General features: G+C 61.7%; 21 protein-coding genes. 13 read left to right on the top strand and 8 right to left on the bottom strand.

The window, feature by feature from the left end; translation table 11 throughout:
* Positions 1 to 83: 83 nt before the first annotated feature.
* The 3 genes from M1D68_RS20850 to M1D68_RS20840 form a co-directional block, all read right to left on the bottom strand.
* Positions 84 to 833, bottom strand: a complete 750-nt coding sequence (locus M1D68_RS20850) for a hypothetical protein (RefSeq protein WP_434607682.1) — start codon at positions 831 to 833, stop codon at positions 84 to 86.
* Positions 826 to 1425: a hypothetical protein gene (locus M1D68_RS20845; RefSeq protein ID WP_434560555.1), complete on the bottom strand. Its 600-nt coding sequence runs from the start codon at positions 1423 to 1425 to the stop codon at positions 826 to 828. Before M1D68_RS20845 ends, M1D68_RS20850 begins: the two co-directional genes overlap by 8 nt.
* Positions 1426 to 1528: 103 nt before the next feature.
* Positions 1529 to 2437, bottom strand: a complete 909-nt coding sequence (locus tag M1D68_RS20840) for a LysR family transcriptional regulator (RefSeq protein ID WP_420765453.1) — start codon at positions 2435 to 2437, stop codon at positions 1529 to 1531.
* A gap of 98 nt (positions 2438 to 2535) precedes the next feature.
* Here M1D68_RS20840 and M1D68_RS20835 point away from each other — a divergent pair, with 98 nt between their 5' ends.
* Complete coding sequence (locus M1D68_RS20835; protein WP_434560551.1) at positions 2536 to 3711, top strand: aspartate aminotransferase family protein; 1176 nt, start codon at positions 2536 to 2538, stop codon at positions 3709 to 3711.
* Positions 3712 to 3863: 152 nt separating this feature from the next.
* Entirely contained in the window at positions 3864 to 4598 is a 735-nt protein-coding gene (locus M1D68_RS20830) for an OmpA family protein (protein WP_420765451.1), read from the top strand.
* A gap of 231 nt (positions 4599 to 4829) precedes the next feature.
* Here M1D68_RS20830 and ehuA read toward each other — a convergent pair whose 3' ends face one another.
* The 4 genes from ehuA to ehuB form a co-directional block, all read right to left on the bottom strand.
* Entirely contained in the window at positions 4830 to 5699 is an 870-nt protein-coding gene (gene ehuA / locus M1D68_RS20825; RefSeq protein WP_420765450.1) for an ectoine/hydroxyectoine ABC transporter ATP-binding protein EhuA, read from the bottom strand.
* Positions 5699 to 6355, bottom strand: coding sequence for an ectoine/hydroxyectoine ABC transporter permease subunit EhuD (gene ehuD, locus M1D68_RS20820; RefSeq protein WP_457968165.1), 657 nt, complete (start codon positions 6353 to 6355; stop codon positions 5699 to 5701). The genes ehuA and ehuD overlap by 1 nt, the downstream gene beginning before the upstream one ends.
* Positions 6352 to 7011: an ectoine/hydroxyectoine ABC transporter permease subunit EhuC gene (ehuC, locus tag M1D68_RS20815; protein ID WP_045156852.1), complete on the bottom strand. Its 660-nt coding sequence runs from the start codon at positions 7009 to 7011 to the stop codon at positions 6352 to 6354. The genes ehuD and ehuC overlap by 4 nt, the downstream gene beginning before the upstream one ends.
* 73 nt (positions 7012 to 7084) lie before the next feature.
* Entirely contained in the window at positions 7085 to 7942 is an 858-nt protein-coding gene (ehuB, locus tag M1D68_RS20810) for an ectoine/hydroxyectoine ABC transporter substrate-binding protein EhuB (RefSeq protein WP_457968163.1), read from the bottom strand.
* 290 nt (positions 7943 to 8232) lie between these two features.
* On the opposite strand from ehuB, the gene ehuR reads away from it, so the two are divergent.
* From ehuR to M1D68_RS20770, 8 genes are all read left to right on the top strand, one after another.
* On the top strand, positions 8233 to 9627 hold the full coding sequence (gene ehuR, locus M1D68_RS20805; protein WP_420765447.1) for a MocR-like ectoine utilization transcription factor EhuR: 1395 nt from the start codon (positions 8233 to 8235) through the stop codon (positions 9625 to 9627).
* A gap of 307 nt (positions 9628 to 9934) precedes the next feature.
* Positions 9935 to 10906 carry a hydroxyectoine utilization dehydratase EutB gene (gene eutB, locus M1D68_RS20800; protein WP_457968162.1) on the top strand — a complete coding sequence of 324 codons (972 nt, stop codon included), beginning with the start codon at positions 9935 to 9937 and terminating at the stop codon, positions 10904 to 10906.
* A 21-nt stretch (positions 10907 to 10927) separates the two neighbouring features.
* Positions 10928 to 11920 (top strand): ectoine utilization protein EutC, encoded by a 993-nt coding sequence (gene eutC / locus M1D68_RS20795; protein WP_434675884.1) that lies wholly within the window; start codon positions 10928 to 10930, stop codon positions 11918 to 11920.
* A 39-nt stretch (positions 11921 to 11959) separates the two neighbouring features.
* Positions 11960 to 13150 (top strand): ectoine hydrolase DoeA, encoded by a 1191-nt coding sequence (gene doeA / locus M1D68_RS20790; protein ID WP_434560543.1) that lies wholly within the window; start codon positions 11960 to 11962, stop codon positions 13148 to 13150.
* A 3-nt stretch (positions 13151 to 13153) separates the two neighbouring features.
* Positions 13154 to 14155, top strand: a complete 1002-nt coding sequence (gene doeB / locus M1D68_RS20785) for a N(2)-acetyl-L-2,4-diaminobutanoate deacetylase DoeB (protein WP_434648888.1) — start codon at positions 13154 to 13156, stop codon at positions 14153 to 14155.
* Between the two features lie 185 nt (positions 14156 to 14340).
* Complete coding sequence (locus tag M1D68_RS20780) at positions 14341 to 14820, top strand: Lrp/AsnC family transcriptional regulator (protein ID WP_420765442.1); 480 nt, start codon at positions 14341 to 14343, stop codon at positions 14818 to 14820.
* A 130-nt stretch (positions 14821 to 14950) separates the two neighbouring features.
* Positions 14951 to 16438, top strand: coding sequence for an NAD-dependent succinate-semialdehyde dehydrogenase (locus M1D68_RS20775; protein ID WP_420765441.1), 1488 nt, complete (start codon positions 14951 to 14953; stop codon positions 16436 to 16438).
* A complete protein-coding gene (locus M1D68_RS20770; protein WP_434560537.1) occupies positions 16435 to 17820 on the top strand; it encodes an aspartate aminotransferase family protein in 1386 nt (461 codons plus the stop codon). Before M1D68_RS20775 ends, M1D68_RS20770 begins: the two co-directional genes overlap by 4 nt.
* 244 nt (positions 17821 to 18064) lie before the next feature.
* Here the strand turns inward: M1D68_RS20770 and M1D68_RS20765 are convergent, their stop codons facing one another.
* Positions 18065 to 18502 (bottom strand): Z-ring associated ZapG family protein, encoded by a 438-nt coding sequence (locus M1D68_RS20765; protein WP_420765439.1) that lies wholly within the window; start codon positions 18500 to 18502, stop codon positions 18065 to 18067.
* A 147-nt stretch (positions 18503 to 18649) separates the two neighbouring features.
* On the opposite strand from M1D68_RS20765, the gene M1D68_RS20760 reads away from it, so the two are divergent.
* From M1D68_RS20760 to zapE, 3 genes are all read left to right on the top strand, one after another.
* Positions 18650 to 19279, top strand: a complete 630-nt coding sequence (locus tag M1D68_RS20760) for an alpha/beta hydrolase (RefSeq protein ID WP_434564148.1) — start codon at positions 18650 to 18652, stop codon at positions 19277 to 19279.
* Between the two features lie 24 nt (positions 19280 to 19303).
* Positions 19304 to 20659 carry a tryptophan--tRNA ligase gene (locus tag M1D68_RS20755; protein ID WP_457968159.1) on the top strand — a complete coding sequence of 452 codons (1356 nt, stop codon included), beginning with the start codon at positions 19304 to 19306 and terminating at the stop codon, positions 20657 to 20659.
* Between the two features lie 101 nt (positions 20660 to 20760).
* Positions 20761 to 21855 (top strand): cell division protein ZapE, encoded by a 1095-nt coding sequence (gene zapE, locus M1D68_RS20750; protein WP_420765436.1) that lies wholly within the window; start codon positions 20761 to 20763, stop codon positions 21853 to 21855.
* The last annotated feature ends 71 nt before the right edge of the window (positions 21856 to 21926 follow it).

Here is a 21926-nt window from a genome sequence, read left to right as displayed (position 1 = left end):
ATGGGCTTAGGGGTCACTAGGGGTGACATGGTGCATCTGAAGTAGCGCCTTAAGGCTACAAATCAAGAAGTAGCCTTTTCAGGCTACTGGTCGGCGATCAACTTTAATGCATTCATGACGAGCAGCCCTGTTCCTATGCTCAAGGTAAAGCTGAGTAGGGTGCCTAATAATACGTATTCGCTGATGGACCGTACTTTGGCATTCTGGATTTCATTGAAGCGAAGGATGCTTTTTGCGGTGAGAAGAAAACCGACGGCCTCCCATTGCTCCAGCAAGACAAATGTCAATATGAGTAATCGCTCCAGATAGCCGATCAATGTCCCTGCGTTGGTCAAGGAGCCTACAGTGTCGATTTCTTTAATCCATGGACTGAGTACTGTGCCAATCAATGCTGAAGCGGGTCGTAGCATCGCGAGATAGGCGAGGCCAACCGTAAGATTTGTCGTGGTCATTAGTTTTGCCAGAGCGCCTTGAACACTCGCAGCACTGCTGTCAGAGAGCAGGCAGATCGTGGCCAGGCTGGCAACTAGAACAGTTTGTCGGGCAAGCAGAGCCCATAGCGGTGATTTGGTAGGGTCATGAATAAAGATGAGGGTAATCAGTTTGGCGGTTGCCATCAACAATCCGGCTTTAGTGGCTAAAGCACCGGTTTGCCCCGCCAGTATCAGCAGCAGGGAAAAAACTGCGAAATAGATACCTAGCATGATCAGGTTGCAGGCGATTTGTCGGGTACGGCTGGCGGAGGTTTTTGATGTGAAATAACCGGATATCCAGAAGTCCAGAAGCACATGCGCGAATAACAGGATTACGAGCAATCTTGACGATTCAATCACTGCCCAGCTCCTTGATCCACCGGCTGGTGCTTGCCAGGTATTTGTCCAGTAAACGCGCTTGGGCGCGCTGCAGAGCTTTGTTGATGGTGACCCGGGACTTGCCTAGGCTGTGGGCGATGGTTTGTTGGTTGGTTTCCTCTATCAGGTGCAGCGCATAGGTCTGGGCTTCGACCACTGTCCATTCCTCCAGTACGGCTGCAACGAACTCTGTTACCAATCCTGCGCGCTCTTGGAATTCCTGGTGATTGCAGAACACGGCCAGCGTATTTTTTTTCATGCTATCGAGCCCTTGGCCGGAAAGGACGAAAGCTTCACCATAGGTTTGCGATTTGCGTGCCGAGCCAATGCCCACGGCGATGCGCGCATCCCAACGCTCGCCTTCGGGGCTGGCCTCGATCAAGGCGGCTCGCAAGGCGATGGCACAGTGGAAAGCTTGTTCGGGCTGGCTCATCAAAAGTTGAAAACCGTCACCTCTAAAAATGTCCGCTTTCGCTTGGTAGCGTTTTTCCTGCTGTCCCAACACCTTTTCCAGGCGTGCGATGTACGCAAGGGTATTCCCTGCGCTCTGCGAGTGAATCAGGTCACCGGTCAATACCGCTTCTGGCTTCATTGATTGAATGTGCTCAGTCGTTAGAATCTAAAAAGTAGCCTTTAAAAGCTACTTCTACAATAGTAGCCTTAAAAGGCAAATTTCTCTATCCGACGGGCCTCGCCCAGTACTCCAGGGCAAACTCGACAAAACTGCGCAGCTTCGGCAAACGGTAGCGATCCTGGGCGTACATCAGGCTCATCGGGCGATGAGGCAGTTGATAGTCCTGGAGCAGCGCCACCAGATGCCCTTCCTGCAGATCCTTTGCCACCAGCGCGTCGGGCAGCATTACCACGCCCATGCCGGCCAGCGCGGCACGGTGCAGGCCCGAAGAGCTATTGATCAGCATCGGGCCGGTCACCGGGATTTTGACTTCGCCTTCCGGGCCGTTGATTGGCCAGTGTTCCTGGGCGAAGCGCCATTCATCGCCGGCGGAATAGGCAAACGACAGGCAATCATGGTGTCGCAAATCGTCGGGCTTGCGCGGTGTGCCTCGCCGAGCGAGGTAAACGGGAGACGCGCAGATGGTCAGGGTGTAGTCCACCAAGGGGCGGGCGATCAGCTTCGGATCGGGGAGCCCCAGTCGGATGGCGACATCGAAGCCATGGTCGAGCAGATCGAGGCGCTGGTTGGTCAGTACCACATCGAGCTTGACCTGTGGGTAGCGCTGGCTGAACTCGGCCAGTGCTGGCGCCAGGCGCTCCGTGCCGAAGGTCAGCGGCGCGGTGATGCGCAAGGTGCCGGTGGGGTCGCCTTGGGTCTGTTCCGCCAGGCGCTCTGAGTCGGCGACCAGCCCGAGCACCTCCAGGCAACGTTGGTAATAGGCTGAGCCGAATTCCGTCAAGCGTTGACGACGAGTCGTACGATTGATCAGGCGCACGCCGAGGCGTTGTTCCAGCGCACGAAGATGATTGCCTACCATGGTGGTGGACATTTCGCACGCCAGGGCTGCCGCTGTCAGGCTGCCCGTCTCCACGACTTTTACGTAAACAGTCATTGCCTGGAACAAGTCCATTATCAAGCTCGGCTTATAAATGATTGAAGTGAAGCAGCGTTTATCCATCGAGGGTGGCTAACCATACTGGAAAAAACCACCCGATGGAGCTAGATGTCATGACCGCCGCTTGCCTGATGAGCACTTACCAACCTCTGGCACTGAGTTTCACCCATGGCCTGGGGACCCGCCTGTGGGACCAGGACGGCCGCGAGTACCTCGATGCGGTGGCGGGTGTGGCGGTGACCAACGTCGGGCACTCCCATCCCCGGCTGGTGGCGGCTATCAGTGAGCAGGCCGGCCTGTTGCTGCACACCTCCAACCTGTACAGCATCGACTGGCAACAACGGTTGGCCGGCAAACTCACGCAGTTGTCGGGAATGGACCGGGCATTTTTCAACAACTCCGGAGCCGAGGCCAACGAAACCGCACTGAAACTGGCGCGTCTGCACGGCTGGCACAAAGGCGTCGAGCAGCCGCTGGTGGTGGTCATGGACAACGCCTTCCATGGGCGCACGCTGGGCACGATGTCCGCCAGCGACGGCCCATCGGTGCGGCTGGGATTCAATCGGTTGCCGGGGGATTTCATCAAGGTGCCGTTTGGCGATCTCGCGGCGTTGGAAAAAATCCAGCAGACCCATGGCGAGCGTATCGTCGCGATTCTGGTGGAGCCGATCCAAGGGGAAAGTGGCGTGCAAGTCGCGCCGCCGGGTTACCTGCGGGCGCTGCGGGACCTGTGCAGCCGGCGCGCCTGGTTGCTGATGCTCGACGAGATCCAGACCGGCATCGGCCGCACCGGCCAATGGTTTGCGTTCCAGCACGAAGGCATCGTGCCGGACGTCATGACTCTTGCCAAAGGCTTGGGCAATGGCGTCCCCATCGGTGCCTGCCTGGCCCGGGGCAAAGCCGCCGAGCTGTTCACGCCCGGCAGTCATGGGAGTACGTTTGGCGGCAATCCCCTGGCCTGCCGTGTGGGTTGCACGGTGCTGGACATCATTGAGGAGCAAGGCCTGGTGGTGAACGCCGGGCGTCAGGGCGCACAGTTGCTCAGCCGGTTGCGGGCTGAGTTGGCGGATAACCCGAACGTGTTGGAGGTCCGAGGCCAAGGGTTGATGATCGGCATCGAACTCAAGCAACCGGTCCGTGACCTGACCCTTCGTGCTGCCCGGGACCATGGCCTGCTGATCAACGTCACCCGGGGCAAGACCATCCGTCTGTTGCCGCCGCTGACGATTGACGGGCGGGAGGTGGAGATGATCGCCAGGGGTGTGAGCCGCAGCCTTGCGCAGGAGTGAATGCCCAAGGTCGGGCGACGGCGGGTGTTGTTCAGTCAGGGCGAAACGCAGCGCAACGGGACGGAATTTTTAACGATTGCCGCGTTCCAACGCCCGCCAGAGTCGATTGCCTACACTTTGGCAACCAGACTGAAAATCCCAGGAGCATCTTCATGTTCACCTCGCGTCGCTTGATCGTTGTCGCTACCGCCGTGGCCCTGTTGTCCGGCTGTGCGTCGCCCAACCCCTATGACAATCAGGGCCAGGCCTCTACCGACTCGTCGGGCATGAGCAAAACCGCCAAGTACGGTGGCCTCGGTGCGCTGGCCGGGGCACTGGCCGGTGCGGCCATCGGTCACGATAACCGGGGCAAGGGTGCGTTGATCGGCGCTGCGGTGGTTGGCGCCTCGGCGGCCGGCTACGGCTACTACGCCGACCAGCAGGAGAAGAAGCTGCGTGCGAGCATGGCCAATACCGGCGTTGAGGTGCAGCGCCAGGGCGACCAGATCAAGCTGATCATGCCGGGCAACATCACCTTCGCCACCGACTCGGCGAACATCGCCTCCAGTTTCTACCAGCCGCTGAACAACCTGGCCAACTCCCTCAAGGAATTCAACCAGAACCAGATCGAAATCGTCGGCTACACCGACAGTACTGGCAGCCGTCAGCACAACATGGACCTGTCCCAGCGCCGTGCCCAGAGCGTGGCGACCTACCTGACGTCCCAGGGCGTGAGCGGTGCCAACCTCTCGGCCCGTGGCGCCGGCCCGGACAACCCGGTGGCGAGCAACAGCGACGTCAACGGCCGTGCGCAGAACCGTCGCGTCGAGGTCAACCTCAAGGCTATTCCGGGACAGCAGTACCAGGCGCCGGAGCAGCAGGGGCAGACTTACCAGCAGTATCCTTGATCGCTGGGCTGTAAACGAAAGGGGGACCCCGAAAAATGGGATCCCTCTTTTTTGCGACTGGCGTTTGGGCTTTTGTGGCGAGGGAGCTTGCTCCCGCTGGGCTGCGAAGCGGTCCTGAGATCATTCGCCTTGATTCTCCTGACACACCGTGTTCGCTGATTTGGGCCTGCTGCGCAGTCCAGCGGGAGCAAGCTCCCTCGCCACGGAGGTGTTCACTTGAGTAATTAGGGGTCAATTCGCCTCTTTCACCGCACTCAAGAACGCACACGTACGCTCCTGCTGCGGGTTTTCGAAAATCTGCGCCGGGGTGCCCTGTTCGTGAATCTGGCCCTTGTAGAAGAAGCACACCCGGTCTGCGAACTCCCGGGCAAAGCCCATCTGGTGAGTCACCATCAGCATCGTCAGGTTGTGTTCGGCGCCGAGTTTGCGGATAACGTTCAAGACTTCGCCGCACAGCTCCGGATCCAGCGCAGAGGTCACTTCGTCAAACAGCATCACCTTGGGCCGCATCGCCAGCGCCCGGGCAATCGCTACCCGCTGTTGCTGGCCGCCAGACAGCTGCGACGGGTAATGGTCTAGCTTGTTGCCCAGGCCCACCAGCTCCAGCAGGTCGGCGGCACGCTCGCGGGCTTCTTTCGGGTTCATGCCCAGCACTTGCACGGGCGCCTCGATGACGTTCTGCAGCGCGGTCATGTGGGGAAACAGGTTGAAGCTCTGGAATACCATGCCGATCTTGCCGCGCACCCGGCGGATGTGTCGGTCGTTCGCGGGCACCAGCACGCCGTTGCGGTTGGGCATGTGAGTCAGCGAATCATCCTCGATGCGGATCTGGCCCTGGTCGATACCCTCCAGGGTCATCAACACCCGCAACAGCGTCGATTTGCCGGAACCACTGGGGCCGATGATCGCGACTTTTTCACCGGGCGCGACATCCAGGTTCAAATGGTCGAGCACTGTGAAGCTGCCGTAGCTTTTGGTCACGTCCTGGAAACTCACAATTGGCCGGGACGGTGTCGGGACGTTCATGGCCGGGGCCTCCTGCTGCGATGCCAGCGTGCTGCGCCGGGACAGATCGGTGGGCGTGGACAGAGGTAAAGTCATTAGCGTAGCTCCATGCGCGTTTCAAAGCGCCATACCAGATAAGCCAAGGCGAGGCTCAGGGCGAGGAAGAACAGGCCGACCAGGGTGATCGGTTCCAGGTAGCGGAAGTGCTCGGAGCCGATATTCTTGGCCTGCTGCATGATTTCCACCACGGTGATCGCCGACAGCACCGGCGTGTCCTTGAGCATTGCCACAAAGTAGTTGCCCAGCGGCGGCACGATGGGGCGCAATGCCTGGGGCAGGATGATGTTGCGGTACGCGTCGTATGGCGCGATGTTCAATGCTGTCACCGCTTCCCACTGCGCCCGAGGCACCGCGTCGAGGCCGCTGCGATAGACCTCGGCAATGTAGCAGGCGTAGTGCAGGCCGATGCCCACGATGCCAACCTGCATGGCCGTCAGGCTCAGGCCGTAGTTGGGCAGCACGTAGTAGAGGAAGTACACCTGGATCAGCAACGGCGTGCTGCGGATGAATTCGATCACCGCCGTGGCCGGCCACGACAGCCAGAATCGGCGGCTGCGCCGGCCAATCGCAAGGAACAGCCCCAGCACGATTGCAATCACAAAGCCGATCAAGGTGATGCCCACGGTGTTGAGGGAGGCGCGCAGCAGGTCCGGGAGGATTTGCGCGGCGTAAGACCAGTCGAACAGTGTCATGACAGACCTCCACGCATCCGGCCCCGGCTCAGCCGCCGCTCGATGTTGCGCATGCCGAAGTTGATGGCCTGGGCGAGGATGAAATACATCACCAGCGCCAGGCTGAAGATCTCCAGGGTCTGGAACGTTGCCTGATCCAACTGGCGCGCCCGGAAACTCAGGTCCGACAAGGTGATCAGCGATACCAGCGACGTGTTCTTCAGCAACTCGATCAACAAATTGGTGCCGGGTGGAATGGCCGCCAGCAACGCCTGGGGCAGGATGATTCGCTTGAAGCGCGTGAAACCGCTGAAGTTCAGCGCCGTGCAGGCCTCGTATTGGCCCTTGGCGACTGAGCTGATGGCGCCGCGCATCACCTCGGCCCCGTACGCGCCAATGTGCAGGCCCAGGCCGACAATCGCCACGGCGTAGGGGCTCAGCTCGATGTTGAACGGCGGCAGCGGCAGCACGAAGAACAGCCAGAACAATTGCACCAGCAGCGACGTGCCTCGGAACACTTCGATGTAGGTGATGGAAAACCAGCGCAACGCGCGCCACGGCGACAGCCGTCCGAGGGCTGCGAGTACCGCCGCGACAATCGCCAGCAGCGAGCCGAAGAAAGTCACCTGGAGTGTGACCCAGGCCCCTTGAATCAATAACGGAAGTAATTCGCCCATGGTTCAACCCGATGTCCGATGAAGCAGGGAACAGGCATCACGCACCGCGCGTCATGCCCGTTTCGGCGTGCCATTAGGGCTGAGCGCAGAGCTCGGCCGCGGTCTTGCTGGTGACGTTGGATTTGTCGAAACCGAACGGCGCGACGGCCTTGAGGTGTTCTTCCGACCCGAGCCATTTTTTCAGCTCGGCGTTGACCGCGTCGCGCAGGTCCTTGTCTTCGGGACGGAAGGCCAGGGCGCCATAGCCGATGTGGGACGGGTCGTCCTTGAATTCAGTCATCGCCTCGACCTTGTCACCGCCCTTGGCGGCCAGGCCTTTCATGGTCAGTTGGGTGCCGACAGCGGCGTCGGCGCGACCGGCGCGTACGGCTTGCAATTGCGCGGTGGTGTCGGGCACCTGGAGAATCTGTTCATCCTTGACCCCGGAATCACGAGCGTACGCCAGGTTCACCGTGCCGGCCATGATTGCCAGCTTCACATCCGGTTGCTTGGCGATGTCTTCATAACTGTGAAGTTTTTTCGGGTTGCCCTTGGCCACCAGCAAGGCATCGGGCAGCTGGTATTGCGGATCGGTGAACAACACTTGCTTGCAGCGTGCCGGGGTGATGTACATGCCGGCGGCAATCACATCGAAGCGACCCGCGCGCAGCCCAGGGATCAGCGAGCCCCATTCGGTGAGCACGCCATTGACCTGCTTGATGCCCATCCTGGCGAAAATGATCTTGGCGATCTCCGGCGACTCACCCGTGACGGTGCCGTCGGTTTCGGTGAAGGCAAACGGGGTTTCGTTGGCGTAGCCGATGCGGATGCTGCTGTCGCTTTTGATGGTGTCCAGGGTGGCCGCCTGGACGCTGCTGGCCAGGCCCAACGCGGCACAGGTCAACAAGATCCGACGCAAGGGTGCGCAGGTGCCGGGAAGAAAATTGCTCATCGATAAAATCTCCTGTTTCTTGTGGATCCGCCAGCGGACGGTTCTGTGTTAGGAGGCAGTGTGACAAGAGCAAAGCGTACGGCGGCGGATCCGGGCGAGGCCTGGAATCGGTAGCGGCGCCGGTACAGGTCGATCCGGCTTTTTGTCGGGGTAATGAACCCGCCTGGACGATGACCTTGGACCGAGCATACAAAAGCCCCGGCGCGGATTGTATTGCACTAGGACAATTGCTTTGGCGCGATGGCCGCGCAATGCTGTGCGCACCCGTTCTCACGCCGGTCGCAGCCGTTATGGATAAATGGAAGTCAGCCCTGGACCTCGCCCGCAGCGGTGAATCCAAATACAAGATCCTGGTGCAGGCGATCGCCGATGACATCGAACAGGGCGCCTTGGCCAACGACCAGCGCCTGCCGCCGCAACGGCAGGTAGCCGACGCCATGGGCATCAGCGTGCAGACCGTCACCAATGCCTACAAAGAATTGGAGCGCCAAGGGCTGGTACGTTGCGAAGTAGGGCGCGGCAGTTTCGTCTCGCGGCGCATGAGCGACCGGGTCGCCACTTACATACTCGACAGCCCCGAGCGGGCGCTGGTGGATTTTTCCATCACGCGCATTCTCCACACCCGCGAGCACGACCAGTTCTGGCGCGACACCTGCGCCGAGCTGAGCACCGAAGAAGACCAGCCCTGGATCCATGCGTTTCGTCCGATAGCCGGTTTTGAATCCCATCGCGAAGCGGCGGTGCAATGGATCGGGCGCCAAGGCCTGAAGGTCGATCGCAACGATGTGCTGATCACCAATGGCGCCGCCCATGGCATTTTTCTCGCCCTGGCATCCCTCGCCGGGCCCGACGATGTGGTGCTCTGCGAAGGGCTGACCGACCACGGCGTGATCGGCAACTCCCAGGTGCTGGGCTTTACCCTCAAGGGTCTGGACACTGACCGCCATGGCATCGATCCCGAACACTTCGAGGACATGTGCAGCAACGAGCGCATCACCGCCCTGGTGTGCACGCCAAACTTGAACAACCCCACCACCAGCCTGATGCCCGACGCCCGCCGCCGGGAAATCGCCGAGATCGCCCGACGGTTTGGCGTGCATATCATCGAAGACGATGTGTACGGTCCGCTGCTGGACGAACGCCGCGCGCCGCCCATCAGCCACTACCTGCCGGAGCTGTCGTTCTATTGCACGAGCATGACCAAGTCCGTGCTCACGGGGTTGCGGATCGGTTATCTGGTGGTGCCCAAGCGCCTGGCGCTGCGCACCGAAAGCATTCTGCGCGTCAACAGTTGGATGGCCACGCCGATGGTCTCGGAAATCGCCGCCCGCTGGATCCGCGACGGCCGCGCCGATTCGCTGCTGCATCTTCAACGGCGCCTGTTGGCCGGACGCCAGGCGATGGTCACCGAATACATGGGTGAGCATGTATTGGCCCAGCATCCTCATGCCTTGAATGCCTGGATCGGCATCCCGCCGCACTGGGAAGTGGACAGCCTGGTGCGGGCGTTGCGCCACAAGCACATCGCCGTCACGTCCCCCGATCCGTTCACCGTACGCGGCACCCCCAGGCCGCGCGCGGTGCGGGTGTGCGTCGGCGCCGAATGCAGCGATGAAGAAATGCGCCATGCGTTGATCGGCATGCGGGAGATCTTCAACCAGTATCCGCAGATTCATGATTTTTGATGGGCAAGCGGTGGGCTTACCCCAAAGTTGCAGGTGCCTTTGTGGCGAGGGAGCTTGCTCCCGCTCGGCTGCGAAGCAGTCGTAAAAACAGTTAAACGCCTGCAGGTGCGTCTGGTTGAAAGGAGTTGGGTCTGCTGCGCAGACCAGCGGGAGCAAGCTCCCTCGCCACAGGGAGCGAGGTGTTCTTTGAGGATTGTGGTCATCTCTTTTGGTCGATAGTGAATGCAAACTAAATTGCCCTAGTACATTCATCACCACAATCCTGCCCTCTTAGACTGCGCCCAACACATCTGCTCGGGACGCGGTCATGACAGGGTTGCAGCTTCAGGACATTTACCTCGCTCGCCAGCGCATCGAGTCGCAGGTCAGGCGCACGCCCATGGAGCATTCCCCTAGCCTGTCGCGACTAATGGGCGTGCCCGTATTCCTCAAGCTGGAAGCCCTGCAAATCACCGGCAGCTTCAAGTTGCGCGGGGCGAGCAATGCGGTGGCGCAGCTCAGCGTCGAGCAGAAGGCGCGCGGCGTGGTCACGGCGTCGACTGGCAATCACGGCCGGGCGCTGGCGCACGCCGCGTCGCAACAAGGCGTGCGGGCGATTGTTTGCCTGTCTCACCTGGTGCCATCCAACAAGGTGCAAGCGATTCGTGACCTCGGCGCCGAGGTCTGCATCGTCGGTCAGTCCCAGGACGATGCCCAGCGCGAAGCCGAGCGCATCGCGAACGAGCAGGGCGCGACCTTCCTGCCGCCCTTCGATCACCCGGCGATCATCGCCGGCCAAGGCACCCTCGGCCTGGAAATCCTGGAACAGCAACCGGACGTGGCCCAGGTCCTCGTTCCATTGTCCGGCGGCGGTCTGTTCGCCGGCGTTGCCCTGGCCCTCAAAAGCGCCAATCCAGCGACCCAGGTCCACGGCATCAGCATGGCCCGAGGCGCGGCGATGCACGCCAGCCTTGCCGCTGGGCAGCCCGTGGATGTCGAAGAACTGTCGACCCTGGCCGATTCCCTCGGCGGCGGTATCGGGCTGGACAACCGCTACACCTTCGCCATGACCCGGCAGTTGATCGATGACCTGCACCTGCTCTCGGAAGCGTCCATCGCCCATGCCATCCGTCACGCCTATCACCATGAACGCCTGGTGCTCGAAGGCGCCGCGGTGGTGGGCATCGCGGCGCTGCTCGACGGCCTGGTCGAGCCGCGTGGACCCATTGTCCTGGTGGTCAGCGGGCGCAACGTCGACACCGAACAACATGCCCGCGTCATCGCTGGCGCCAACGCCTGATCCCATTTAACGGAGCCTGCCATGAGTGAAGTCACCCTATTGAGCGAAGCTGACCTGCGCAGCTGCGTGGCCCTCGACCTGGCCAGCGTCGACGCCGTCGAGCAGGCTTTTGTGCTGCTGGCCACCGCCGCCGTGGCGATGCCGCCGATCCTGCGGCTGGACATTCCCGAGCACAACGGCGAGGTGGATGTGAAGACCGCTTACCTGCCAGGCCTTGAACGCTTCGCCATCAAGGTCAGCCCGGGCTTTTTCGACAACCCCAAGCTCGGCCTGCCCAGCCTGAACGGCATGATGATGCTGCTTTCGGCGCGCACCGGCCTGCTGGAAGCGCTGCTGTTGGACAACGGTTACCTCACCGCCGTCCGTACGGCGGCGGCTGGGGCGGTGGCGGCGCGTTGTCTGTCCCGCGAGGACAGCCGCAGCGTGGCGCTGATCGGTGCGGGTGAACAGGCGGCGTTGCAGCTTCAGGCGTTGCGGCTGGTGAGGCCCATCGACGAGGTGCGGATCTGGGCGCGTGATGCACAAAAAGCCCAGGCGTTCGGCCTTGCGCTGGCGCGTGACACCGGGCTTGCCGTCACGCCGTGCGACGCCATTGACGCCGCCCTGGAAGGCGTGGACATCGCCATCACCTGCACCCCCAGTCGCGAGCCGTTGATCGAAGCCCGTCATTTGCATCCCGGCCTGCACATCACAGCGATGGGCTCGGACGCCGAACACAAAAACGAAATCTCCCCGCAAGCGTTGGCGGCCGTCGATTGCTATGTCGCCGATCGCCTGAGCCAGACCCGCGTGCTCGGCGAGCTGCACCACGCCTTGGCCGCCGGCACCGTTCGCGATGAGCTGGCGTTGACAGAGCTGGGACAAGTGCTGGCGGGGCAACGGCTGGGGCGCTCCGATGCCGCGCAAGTGACGCTGTGCGATCTCACCGGCACCGGCGCCCAGGACACCGCCATCGCCAACCTGGCGTCCGAGCGGGCGCGGGTGGCGGGCAAGGGCTTTGCGTTCGGTCGCTAGATCATTTTGTTCATGAGTCATTCAACAGAGGGCAGGTGGATGTCAGAGATAGTCGTCAATCTTCCGTTCCAGCGGGAGGAATACGCCCAGCGCCTGGCAAAGGTTCGCGCGGCCATGCAGGCCCAAGGTCTGGAGCTGTTGCTGGTCACCGATCCGTCGAACATGGCCTGGCTCACCGGCTATGACGGTTGGTCGTTCTATGTGCATCAGTGCGTGCTGCTGGCGCTGGACGGCGAGCCCGTGTGGTTCGGTCGCGGCCAGGATGCCAACGGTGCCAGGCGCACGGTGTTCATGCAGGCCGACAACATCGTCGGTTACCCGGACATCTACGTGCAGTCCCGCGAGCGCCACCCCATGGACTATCTGTCCCGCGAGGTGATCATCGCCCGTGGCTGGGGCGCCCTGAACATCGGCGTGGAGATGGACAACTACTACTTCAGCGCCGCCGCCTACCTGTCCCTGCAAAAGCATCTGCCCGACGCGACGCTGGTGGATGCGGCGGGGTTGGTGAACTGGCAGCGCGCCGTCAAGTCGCCTCAGGAAATCGCCTACATGCGCATCGCCGCGCGCATCGTCGAGAACATGCATGGGCGGATCCTGGAACGGATCGAGCCGGGCATGCGCAAGAACGAACTGGTGGCCGAGATCTACAGCAGCGGCATCCTCGGTGCCGACGGCCATGGCGGCGACTACCCGGCCATCGTGCCGCTGCTGCCCACCGGCGCCGACGCCAGCGCGCCGCACCTGACCTGGGACGATTCGCCGTTCGAAAAGGGCGCCGGCACCTTCTTTGAAATCGCCGGTTGCTACAAGCGTTACCACTGCCCGCTGTCGCGCACCATTTACCTGGGCAAGCCGCCGCAACATTTCCTCGACGGTGAAAAAGCCGTGGTCGAGGGCATCGCCGCCGGCCTGGACGCAGCCAAGCCGGGCAACACCACGGGCGACATCGCCGTGGCGTTTTTCAAGGTGCTGGAGAAGTTTGGCATCCACAAGGACAGCCGTTGCGGCTACCCCATCGGCATCAGTTATCCGCCGGATTGGGGCGAGCGCACCATGAGCCTGCGTCCCGGCGACAACAGCGTGTTGCAACCGGGCATGACGTTTCACTTCATGCCCGGGCTGTGGATGGACGATTGGGGCCTGGAGATCACCGAGAGCATCCTGATCACCGAGACTGGCGTCGAGACGCTGTGCAATGTGCCTCGTCAATTGTTCGTGAAGGACTGACCCATGACTGAATTGCCGATCAACCCCATTAGCGCCACGGTGGATTTCACCCGCGAAGGCGTGCAACACGGCTTCCTCAAGCTGCCGTATTCCCGGGACGATTCGGCCTGGGGCGCGGTGATGATTCCCATCACCGTGATCCAGCGCGGCAGCGGCCCGACCGCGCTGCTCAGTGGTGGCAACCACGGCGATGAATACGAAGGCCCGGTGGCCCTGAGCAAACTGGCCCAGCAATTGACCGCCGATGAAATCAGCGGACGCGTGATCATCGTGCCGTTCATGAACACCCCGGCGTTCCATGCCGGGCGCCGGACTTCGCCCATCGACAAGGGCAACCTCAACCGCAGCTTTCCCGGTAGGCCAGACGGCACCGTCACGGAGAAAATCGCCGACTACTTCAACCGCACCTTGCTGCCCCTGGCCGACATTGTCCTGGACATTCATTCCGGTGGCCGGACCCTGGATTTCCTGCCATTCGCCGCCTGCCACGTTTTGCCGGACAAACAGCAACAGGCCCGCTGCGAGGCCGGGATGCTGGCCTTCAACGCGCCGTATTGCATGCGCATGCTGGAGCTGGACGCAGGGTCGATGTACGACACCGCCGCCGAGTCTCAGGGCAAGGTGTTCGTCACCACCGAGCTGGGCGGCGGCGGTTCGTCCACCGCCCGCAGCGTGGCGATTGCCGAGCGTGGGGTGCGCAACGTGCTGATCCACGCCGGCATCCTGCGGGGCTCTATCGAGTTACAGCCGTCGTTGGTGCTCGACATGCCGGACGCCAGTTGTTTCATCGCCAGCGAGCACAACGGTTTGCTGGAGATGTGCCGCGACCTCGGTGAAAACGTGAGCAGAGGCGAGGTGGTGGCGCGCATCCATGACACCACCCGCAGCGGCGTCGCCCCGGTCGAATACCGCGCCGCCCGCAGCGGCCTGCTCGCGGCCCGGCATTTTCCCGGGCTGGTGCAGTGTGGCGATACGTTGGTGGTGATTGCGGATGTATTGGCGTAATGCACCTCAACTGACACACACACTGTGGCGAGGGAGCTTGCTCCCGCTCGGCTGCGAAGCAGTCGTCGCTTTTTGATCTGAGCGATTACGAAGCTGCTATTGGGGCCGCTGCGCGGCCCAGCGGGAGCAAGCTCCCTCGCCACAGGGACGGTGTGAAATTTGAATTGTCTGGAGAGCCCTGCCCCATGCACAAGCTCGATCGCTACGACTTGAAGATCCTGCAAATCCTCGCCGACGACGGACGGATCACCAAGTCGAGCCTGGCCGAAGCCATCAACCTGTCGGTGACGCCGGCCTGGGAGCGGGTGCGCAAGTTGGAAGCGGCGGGCCTGATCGTTGGCTATCGGGCGCAGATCGATTGGGGCGCGGTGTTCAAGCGTCAACAAGTGTTGGTGGAGATTTCCCTGGCCCGGCACACCGCCCAGGACATGCGTCGTTTCGAACAGCGCATGGTCGCCGCGCCCGAAGTTGCGTTCTGTTATGCCACCGGCGGCGGGGTGGATTACCTGGCAATGATCCAGGCGCCCGACGTCGATGCCTATCAACGTTTCGTCGACCAATTGCTGCTCGAAGACCTTGGCATCGAACGCTACTTCACCTACATCGTCACCAAGACCATCAAGACCGCCGGTGCGTTGCCGGCGGAGCTGGCATCGTCCTCCTGAGCACCGCAGAAACCACTTTACGCCCGGTTCTTTCCAGAAAAAAACCAAGGTCTGACGCTGCTCAAACACCCGAAAACCCAAGCGTCGCTGCCCTAGCATGGGTTCACGCACACGCTCTGGAGTGAACGCCATGCCTTACCAACATCCGCTGTTGTTCAAAGCGCTTTGCTACGTCGACGGCCATTGGGTCCACAGCGACAGCGGCCACAGCGTCGCCGTCCACAACCCGGCCAACCGCACGGTCGTCGGCCATGTGCCGATGCTCGACCCGCCGCAGATCGTCGCGGCGGTGGACGCGGCGCATCGCGCATTCCCAGCGTGGCGCGAACAGGGCCTGGATAGCCGTGGCGCGTTGCTGCGGCGCTGGGCGCAGTTGATCACCGAGCACCGCGAGGATCTGGCGCGCATCCTGAGCCTGGAGCAGGGCAAGCCGTTGGCCGAGTCCCGCGGCGAAATCGCCTATGCCGCCAGCTTTATCCCTTGGTTCGCCGAAGAAGCCCGACGCCTCTACGGCCAGAACATCCCCAGCCATATCCCCAACGCGCACCTGGGCACGATCAAGGAACCGGTGGGCGTCTGCGCGCTGCTCACGCCGTGGAACTTCCCCTCGGCAATGATCACCCGCAAGGCCGCCGCCGCGCTGGCTGCCGGTTGCACCGTGGTGATCAAACCGGCCCACGAAACCCCGTATTCAGCCCTGGCCCTGGCCCAACTGGCCGAAGAGGCCGGCTTTCCCGCCGGAGTTTTCAACGTGGTGTTGGGCGAGCCGCAAATGGTCATGGAGACCTTGGTCAAGGACCGCCGCGTACGCTCGGTGAGTTTTACCGGCTCGACCCGGGTCGGCAAACTGGTGCTGCAAGCGGCGGCCCATGATGTGAAGAAAGTCGCGTTGGAGCTGGGCGGCAACGCGCCGTTCATTGTCTGCGCCGATGCCGACCTGACGCTGGCGGTGAAAGTTGCCGTCGAGGCGAAATTCCAGACGTCGGGCCAGGATTGTTGCGCGGCCAACCGGATCATGGTGCAGCGCCCGGTCTACCAGGCATTTCTCACTCGCTTCGCCGCAGCGGTGCGCGCCTTGCGGGTCGGGCCGGCCATGGTCGATCAGCAGGAACAGGAAGTGGACGTCGGTCCGCTGATGCATCAGGCCGCGTTCGATGCGACCTCCGATCGTGTGGCCGACGCCCTGGCGTTGGGCGCTCAACGCCTGGTGGGTGGCGAGGCCCATGCCTTGGGCGGGTTGTTCTACCAACCCACCGTGCTGGCCGATGTCACGCCGCAGATGCGCATCTACCGTGAAGAAAACTTCGCGCCGATCGCCGGGGTGCTGCCGTTCGACACCTTGGACGAAGCCATCGAAATGGCCAACGACACCGAGTACGGACTGGCCGCCTATATTTGCTCCAACCGCCTGGATGTCATTTACCCACTGATCCGCCGTCTCGACCACGCCATGGTTGCGGTCAACGGCGTCAAGTTCACCGGCCACCCGATCCCCTTCGGTGGCATGAAAGCCTCGGGCCTCGGTCGCGAGGGTGGCAGCGAGGGCTTCGAGCCCTTTGTCGAAACCAAATACTTTTGCCTGCACCATCAAGGCCAGTTCCCAGGAGAGTCCGCATGAGCCAAGAACTCAACACGCTGTTCGAACAAGACCGTGCGCATTTCATGCACCCGTCAACCCACGCCCATGACCATGCCAGCGGCGCGCTCAAGGGGCGGATCATCAAGAGCGCGTCGGGCATCCGCATTCGCGATCATGAAGGCCGCGAGTTCATCGATGCCTTTGCCGGCCTCTACTGCGTGAATATCGGCTACGGGCGTACCGAAGTGGCCGATGCCATCTACAAGCAGGCCAAGGAACTGGCCTATTACCACACCTATGTCGGCCATTCGAGCGAGGCGATCATCGAGCTGTCCAGCCGCATCATGGACTGGGCGCCGGAGGGGATGAAGAAGGTTTATTACGGCTTGTCCGGCTCCGATGCCAATGAAACCCAGATCAAACTGGTGCGTTATTACAACAACGTGCTGGGCCGGCCCCAAAAGAAGAAAATCATTTCCCGCGACCGTGGCTACCATGGCTCGGGCATCATGACCGGCAGCCTGACCGGGTTGCCCGCCTTTCACCAACATTTCGACCTGCCGGCGGAGGGCATCAAGCACACCGTTTGCCCGCATTGGTATCGCAAGGCCCCGGCGGGGATGGACGAAGCGACGTTCGTGCGTTATTGCGCCGATGAACTGGAAAAAATGATCCTCGCCGAAGGCCCCGACACCGTGGCGGCACTCATCGGCGAACCGCTGATGGGCACTGGCGGCATCATTGTCCCGCCCGCCGGTTACTGGGAGGCGATCCAGGCCGTACTGAAAAAATACGACGTGCTGTTGATTGCCGACGAGGTGGTTTGCGCGTTCGGTCGCCTGGGTTCGAAGATGGGCAGCCAGCGCTACGGCATGAAGCCGGACCTGATCACTACGGCCAAGGGGCTGACCAGTGCTTATGCACCGTTGTCGGCGGTGATCATCGGCGATAAGGTCTGGAGCGTGATTGAAAAAGCCTCCCAGGCCGAAGGCGCCATGGGCCATGGCTGGACGTATTCCGGGCATCCGATCTGCGCGGCGGCGGCGTTGGCCAACCTCGACATCCTCGAGCGGGAAAACCTCACGGCCAACGCCGAGAATGTTGGCGGCTACTTGAACCGTCGGTTGCGTGAAACGCTGGAAGGTCATCCGCTGGTGGGGGAGGTTCGCGGCGACGGCATGCTGGCCGCGGTGGAGTTCATGGCCGACCGCGAACAGCGCACGGCGTTCGACCCGGCCCTCAAGGTAGGCCCCAAGGTATCGGCGGCCTGCCTGGAGCGCGGCATGATCGCCCGCGCCATGCCCCACGGCGACATCCTGGGTTTCGCCCCGCCATTGATCCTGACTCGCGAGGATGCGGACCTGATCGTCGACATCACCAAAGCGGCTATCGATCAGGTGGCGGAAGAAGTGTTGCCTTAACTGAGATGCCTCAGGGCACCAATCCCCGTGGCGAGGGAGCTTGCTCCCGCTGGGCTGCGCGGCAGCCCTATAGCAGCGAACTCGATTTTCCTGGCACACCGAGTTGCCTGGTTTGGGGCCGCTTCGCGACACAGCGGGAGCAAGCTCCCTCGCCACAGGGGAATCAAATGGCAGTGAGGAGATAGAACCCAAAAAAAGCCCGCCCGATCTGTGATCGGGCGGGCTTTTTGGTGTCGCTTGGAAATTACTTCTTCAAACCGTAATGCTCATCGAGCATCCCGGGCGAATTCGGGGCCTTTGGGGCGTAGTCCCGTGGCGGTTCCTGGATCCCTTTCGGTGGGGTCAGGCGTTCCCGTGGGCTCTGCGTCGCATCGGCTTGCAGGGCGGCGAGCAGGCGCTGGCGGGTCTGTTCGTCAAGGGCCAGGCGGTTGGCGCCCTCGGACAGATGATCCTGGACTTCCTGGTAGCTCTGGGTGAGTTTTTTCACCAGGGAGGCGGTGCTGTTGAAGTGAGTGACCACTTCATTCTGATAACTGTCGAAACGTTCCTGGATGTCGTCCAGCTGACGTTGGGTGCTGTTGGGCACCGCGTTGGGCAGCAGGCGGGCAATCAGGAAACCAATGGCGACACCGGCAACCAGGGCAAGAGTCGGCAACAGCCAAACTAAGAGCGAGTGTTCCACGAGTCCTTCCTCTATAAACGGCTTTGCTTTACGTTAACGGCTCGGACCTGCGCTGTATACCGCGAAGAACATCGCAATCATGCCAGGCACAGACTTTTAGCTAGACGAGTCGACCCTATTCGGGGTCACGGAGTTCTTTCCTTGCTTATGCGCGAAACCCCTGTAGTCATCGATGGCCCGGTGGGCCAACTGGAAGCCTTGTACCTGGACAGCGAGGCTCCCCGCGGCCTGGCGCTGATCTGCCACCCGAACCCGGTACAGGGCGGGACCATGCTCAACAAAGTGGTGTCGACCCTGCAACGCACCGCTCGGGATGCCGGCCTGGTTACGTTGCGTTTCAATTATCGTGGCGTCGGCGCCAGTGCCGGCAGTCATGACATGGGTACCGGCGAAGTGGATGACGCCCAGGCCGCAGCCGCCTGGCTGCTGGAAAAACACCCCGGCCTGCCGCTGACCCTGTTCGGTTTCTCTTTCGGCGGCTTCGTTGCCGCGACCCTCGGCGGGCGCCTGGAAGCCCAGGGTCAATCCCTCAAGCACCTGTTCATGGTTGCCCCGGCGGTGATGCGCCTGAACGAGCAATCGCCTTTGCCGAAGGGGGGAGAGTTGACCGTGATCCAGCCGGAAACCGACGAAGTGGTGGATCCGCAACTGGTTTACACCTGGTCCGAGGCGCTCGAACGCCCCCATGAGCTGCTGAAAGTGGCAGAATGCGGACACTTTTTCCATGGCAAGCTGACCGATCTCAAGGATCTGCTCTTGCCGCGCCTCTCGAATTGACAGCAGTCTGACAAGCGATAATCCATGACGACGCGTACCCGTATCCTGACTGGCATCACCACTACTGGCACCCCGCATCTGGGCAACTATGCCGGCGCCATCCGTCCGGCGATCCTCGCCAGCCGCGACAGCAATGCCGATTCGTTCTACTTCCTGGCTGACTATCACGCCCTGATCAAGTGCGATGACCCGATGCGCATCCAGCGCTCGCGCCTGGAAATCGCCGCCACCTGGCTGGCCGGTGGCCTGGATGTGGACCGCGTGACGTTTTATCGCCAGTCTGACATTCCCGAAATTCCGGAGCTGACCTGGCTGCTGACCTGCGTCGCCGCCAAGGGCCTGCTTAACCGTGCCCACGCCTATAAGGCGTCGGTGGACAAGAACGTCGAGGCCGGCGAAGACCCGGACGCCGGCATCACCATGGGGCTGTACAGCTACCCGGTGTTGATGGCGGCTGACATCCTGATGTTCAACGCCCACAAGGTGCCGGTCGGTCGCGACCAGATCCAGCACGTGGAAATGGCCCGCGACATCGGCCAGCGCTTCAACCACCTGTTCGGCAAGGGCAGGGAGTTCTTCACCATGCCCGAGGCACTGATCGAGGAAAGCGTCGCCACGTTGCCGGGGCTCGATGGCCGCAAGATGTCCAAGAGCTATGACAACACCATCCCGTTGTTCAGCAGCGCCAAGGACATGAAGGATGCGATCTCGCGGATCGTCACTGACTCCCGCGCGCCAGGCGAAGCCAAGGATCCGGACAACTCGCATTTGTTCACCTTGTTCCAAGCGTTCGCCACTGCCGAACAGTCCGCCGAGTTCCGTAGCGAGCTGCTGCAGGGCCTGGGTTGGGGCGAAGCCAAGAATCGTCTGTTCCAGTTGCTCGACAGCGAGCTGGGCGAAGCGCGCGAGCGTTATCACCAGTTCATCGAGCGCCCATCGGACCTCGAAGACATCCTGCAACTGGGCGCGAGCAAGGCCCGGGCCGTGGCGACACCGTTCCTCAACGAGCTGCGGGAGGCCGTCGGCCTGCGCTCCTTCGTCAGCCAGGTCCAAGTGGCGACCCAGACCAAAAAGAAAGCAGCCAAGGCAGCGCGTTTCGTCAGCTTCCGCGACGAGGACGGGAGTTTCCGCTTCCGCCTGCTTTCCGCCGATGGCGAGCAACTGTTGCTCTCCAACAACTTTGCCGACGGCAAGACAGCGGGGCAGGTGACCAAGCAGTTGCAGTCCGGCCAACCCTTGGACGTACGCAGTGACGACTTGGGTTTCGGTGTCTGGCTCGACGGTGCATGCGTGGCCCAGAGCCCGGCGTTCGCCGACAGCACCGCTCGGGATGCGGCCATCGACGCGTTGCGCGTGGCCCTGACGCCTGCCCAGGACTAAGCGAAGACGTCACCCGACCATCGGCCCGAATAAGGGCCGATTGCCATTCTTCTGGGCCATCGCTACAGTGACGGCCCGTTTTTGTTGCCTTGCTAACGAATATGACGCCCCTAGAACGATATCAAGCTGATCTGAAACGCCCGGAATTCTTTCACGACGCAGCCCAGGAAACGGCCGTGCGGCACTTGCAGCGCCTGTACGACGACCTAATCGCCGCGTCGAACAACAAGCCGGGCTTGTTGGGCAAACTGTTCGGCAAGAAAGACCAGGCGCCGGTCAAGGGCCTGTATTTCTGGGGCGGCGTCGGCCGTGGCAAGACTTACCTGGTGGACACCTTCTTCGAAGCGCTGCCGTTCAAGGAAAAGACGCGGACGCACTTCCACCGCTTCATGAAGCGCGTGCACGAAGAAATGAAAACCCTGGGCGGCGAAAAGAACCCGCTGACCATCATCGCCAAGCGCTTCGCCGCCGAAACCCGGGTGATCTGCTTCGATGAATTCTTCGTCTCCGACATCACCGATGCCATGATCCTGGGCACGCTGATGGAAGAGCTGTTCAAGAACGGCGTGACCCTGGTCGCCACCTCGAACATCGTGCCCGATGGCCTCTACAAGGACGGCCTGCAACGGGCGCGTTTCCTGCCGGCCATCAAGCTGATCAAAGAACACACCGAAGTTGTCAACGTCGACAGCGGCGTGGACTATCGCCTGCGTCACCTCGAGCAAGCGGAGCTATTCCATTTCCCGCTGGATGCCGCCGCCGAAGAGAGCCTGCGCAAGAGCTTCCGCGCCCTCACGCCGGAATGCACCCAGGCGGTCGAGAACGATGTGCTGATCATCGAGAATCGCGAAATCCGCGCCATCCGCACCTGTGACGATGTGGCCTGGTTCGACTTCCGCGAATTGTGCGACGGGCCTCGTAGCCAGAACGATTACATCGAGCTGGGCAAGATCTTCCACGCTGTGTTGCTCAGCGGCGTCGAGCAGATGAGCGTCACCACTGATGACATCGCTCGGCGTTTCATCAACATGGTTGATGAGTTCTACGACCGCAACGTGAAGCTGATCATCTCGGCCGAAGTCGAACTCAAGGACCTGTACACGGGCGGGCGCCTGACGTTCGAGTTCCAGCGGACCCTGAGTCGCTTGCTGGAAATGCAGTCCCACGAATTCCTGTCGCGGGCGCATAAGCCTTAAGAGATCGGAAAATAAAAAAAGGCCTGCGATTGCAGGCCTTTTTATTTGCTTGTTGTCCACCGGCCCCTGTG

This window comes from Pseudomonas sp. R4-84 (assembly GCF_054130985.1).
This window is presented reverse-complemented; position numbering and strand designations above follow the sequence as displayed.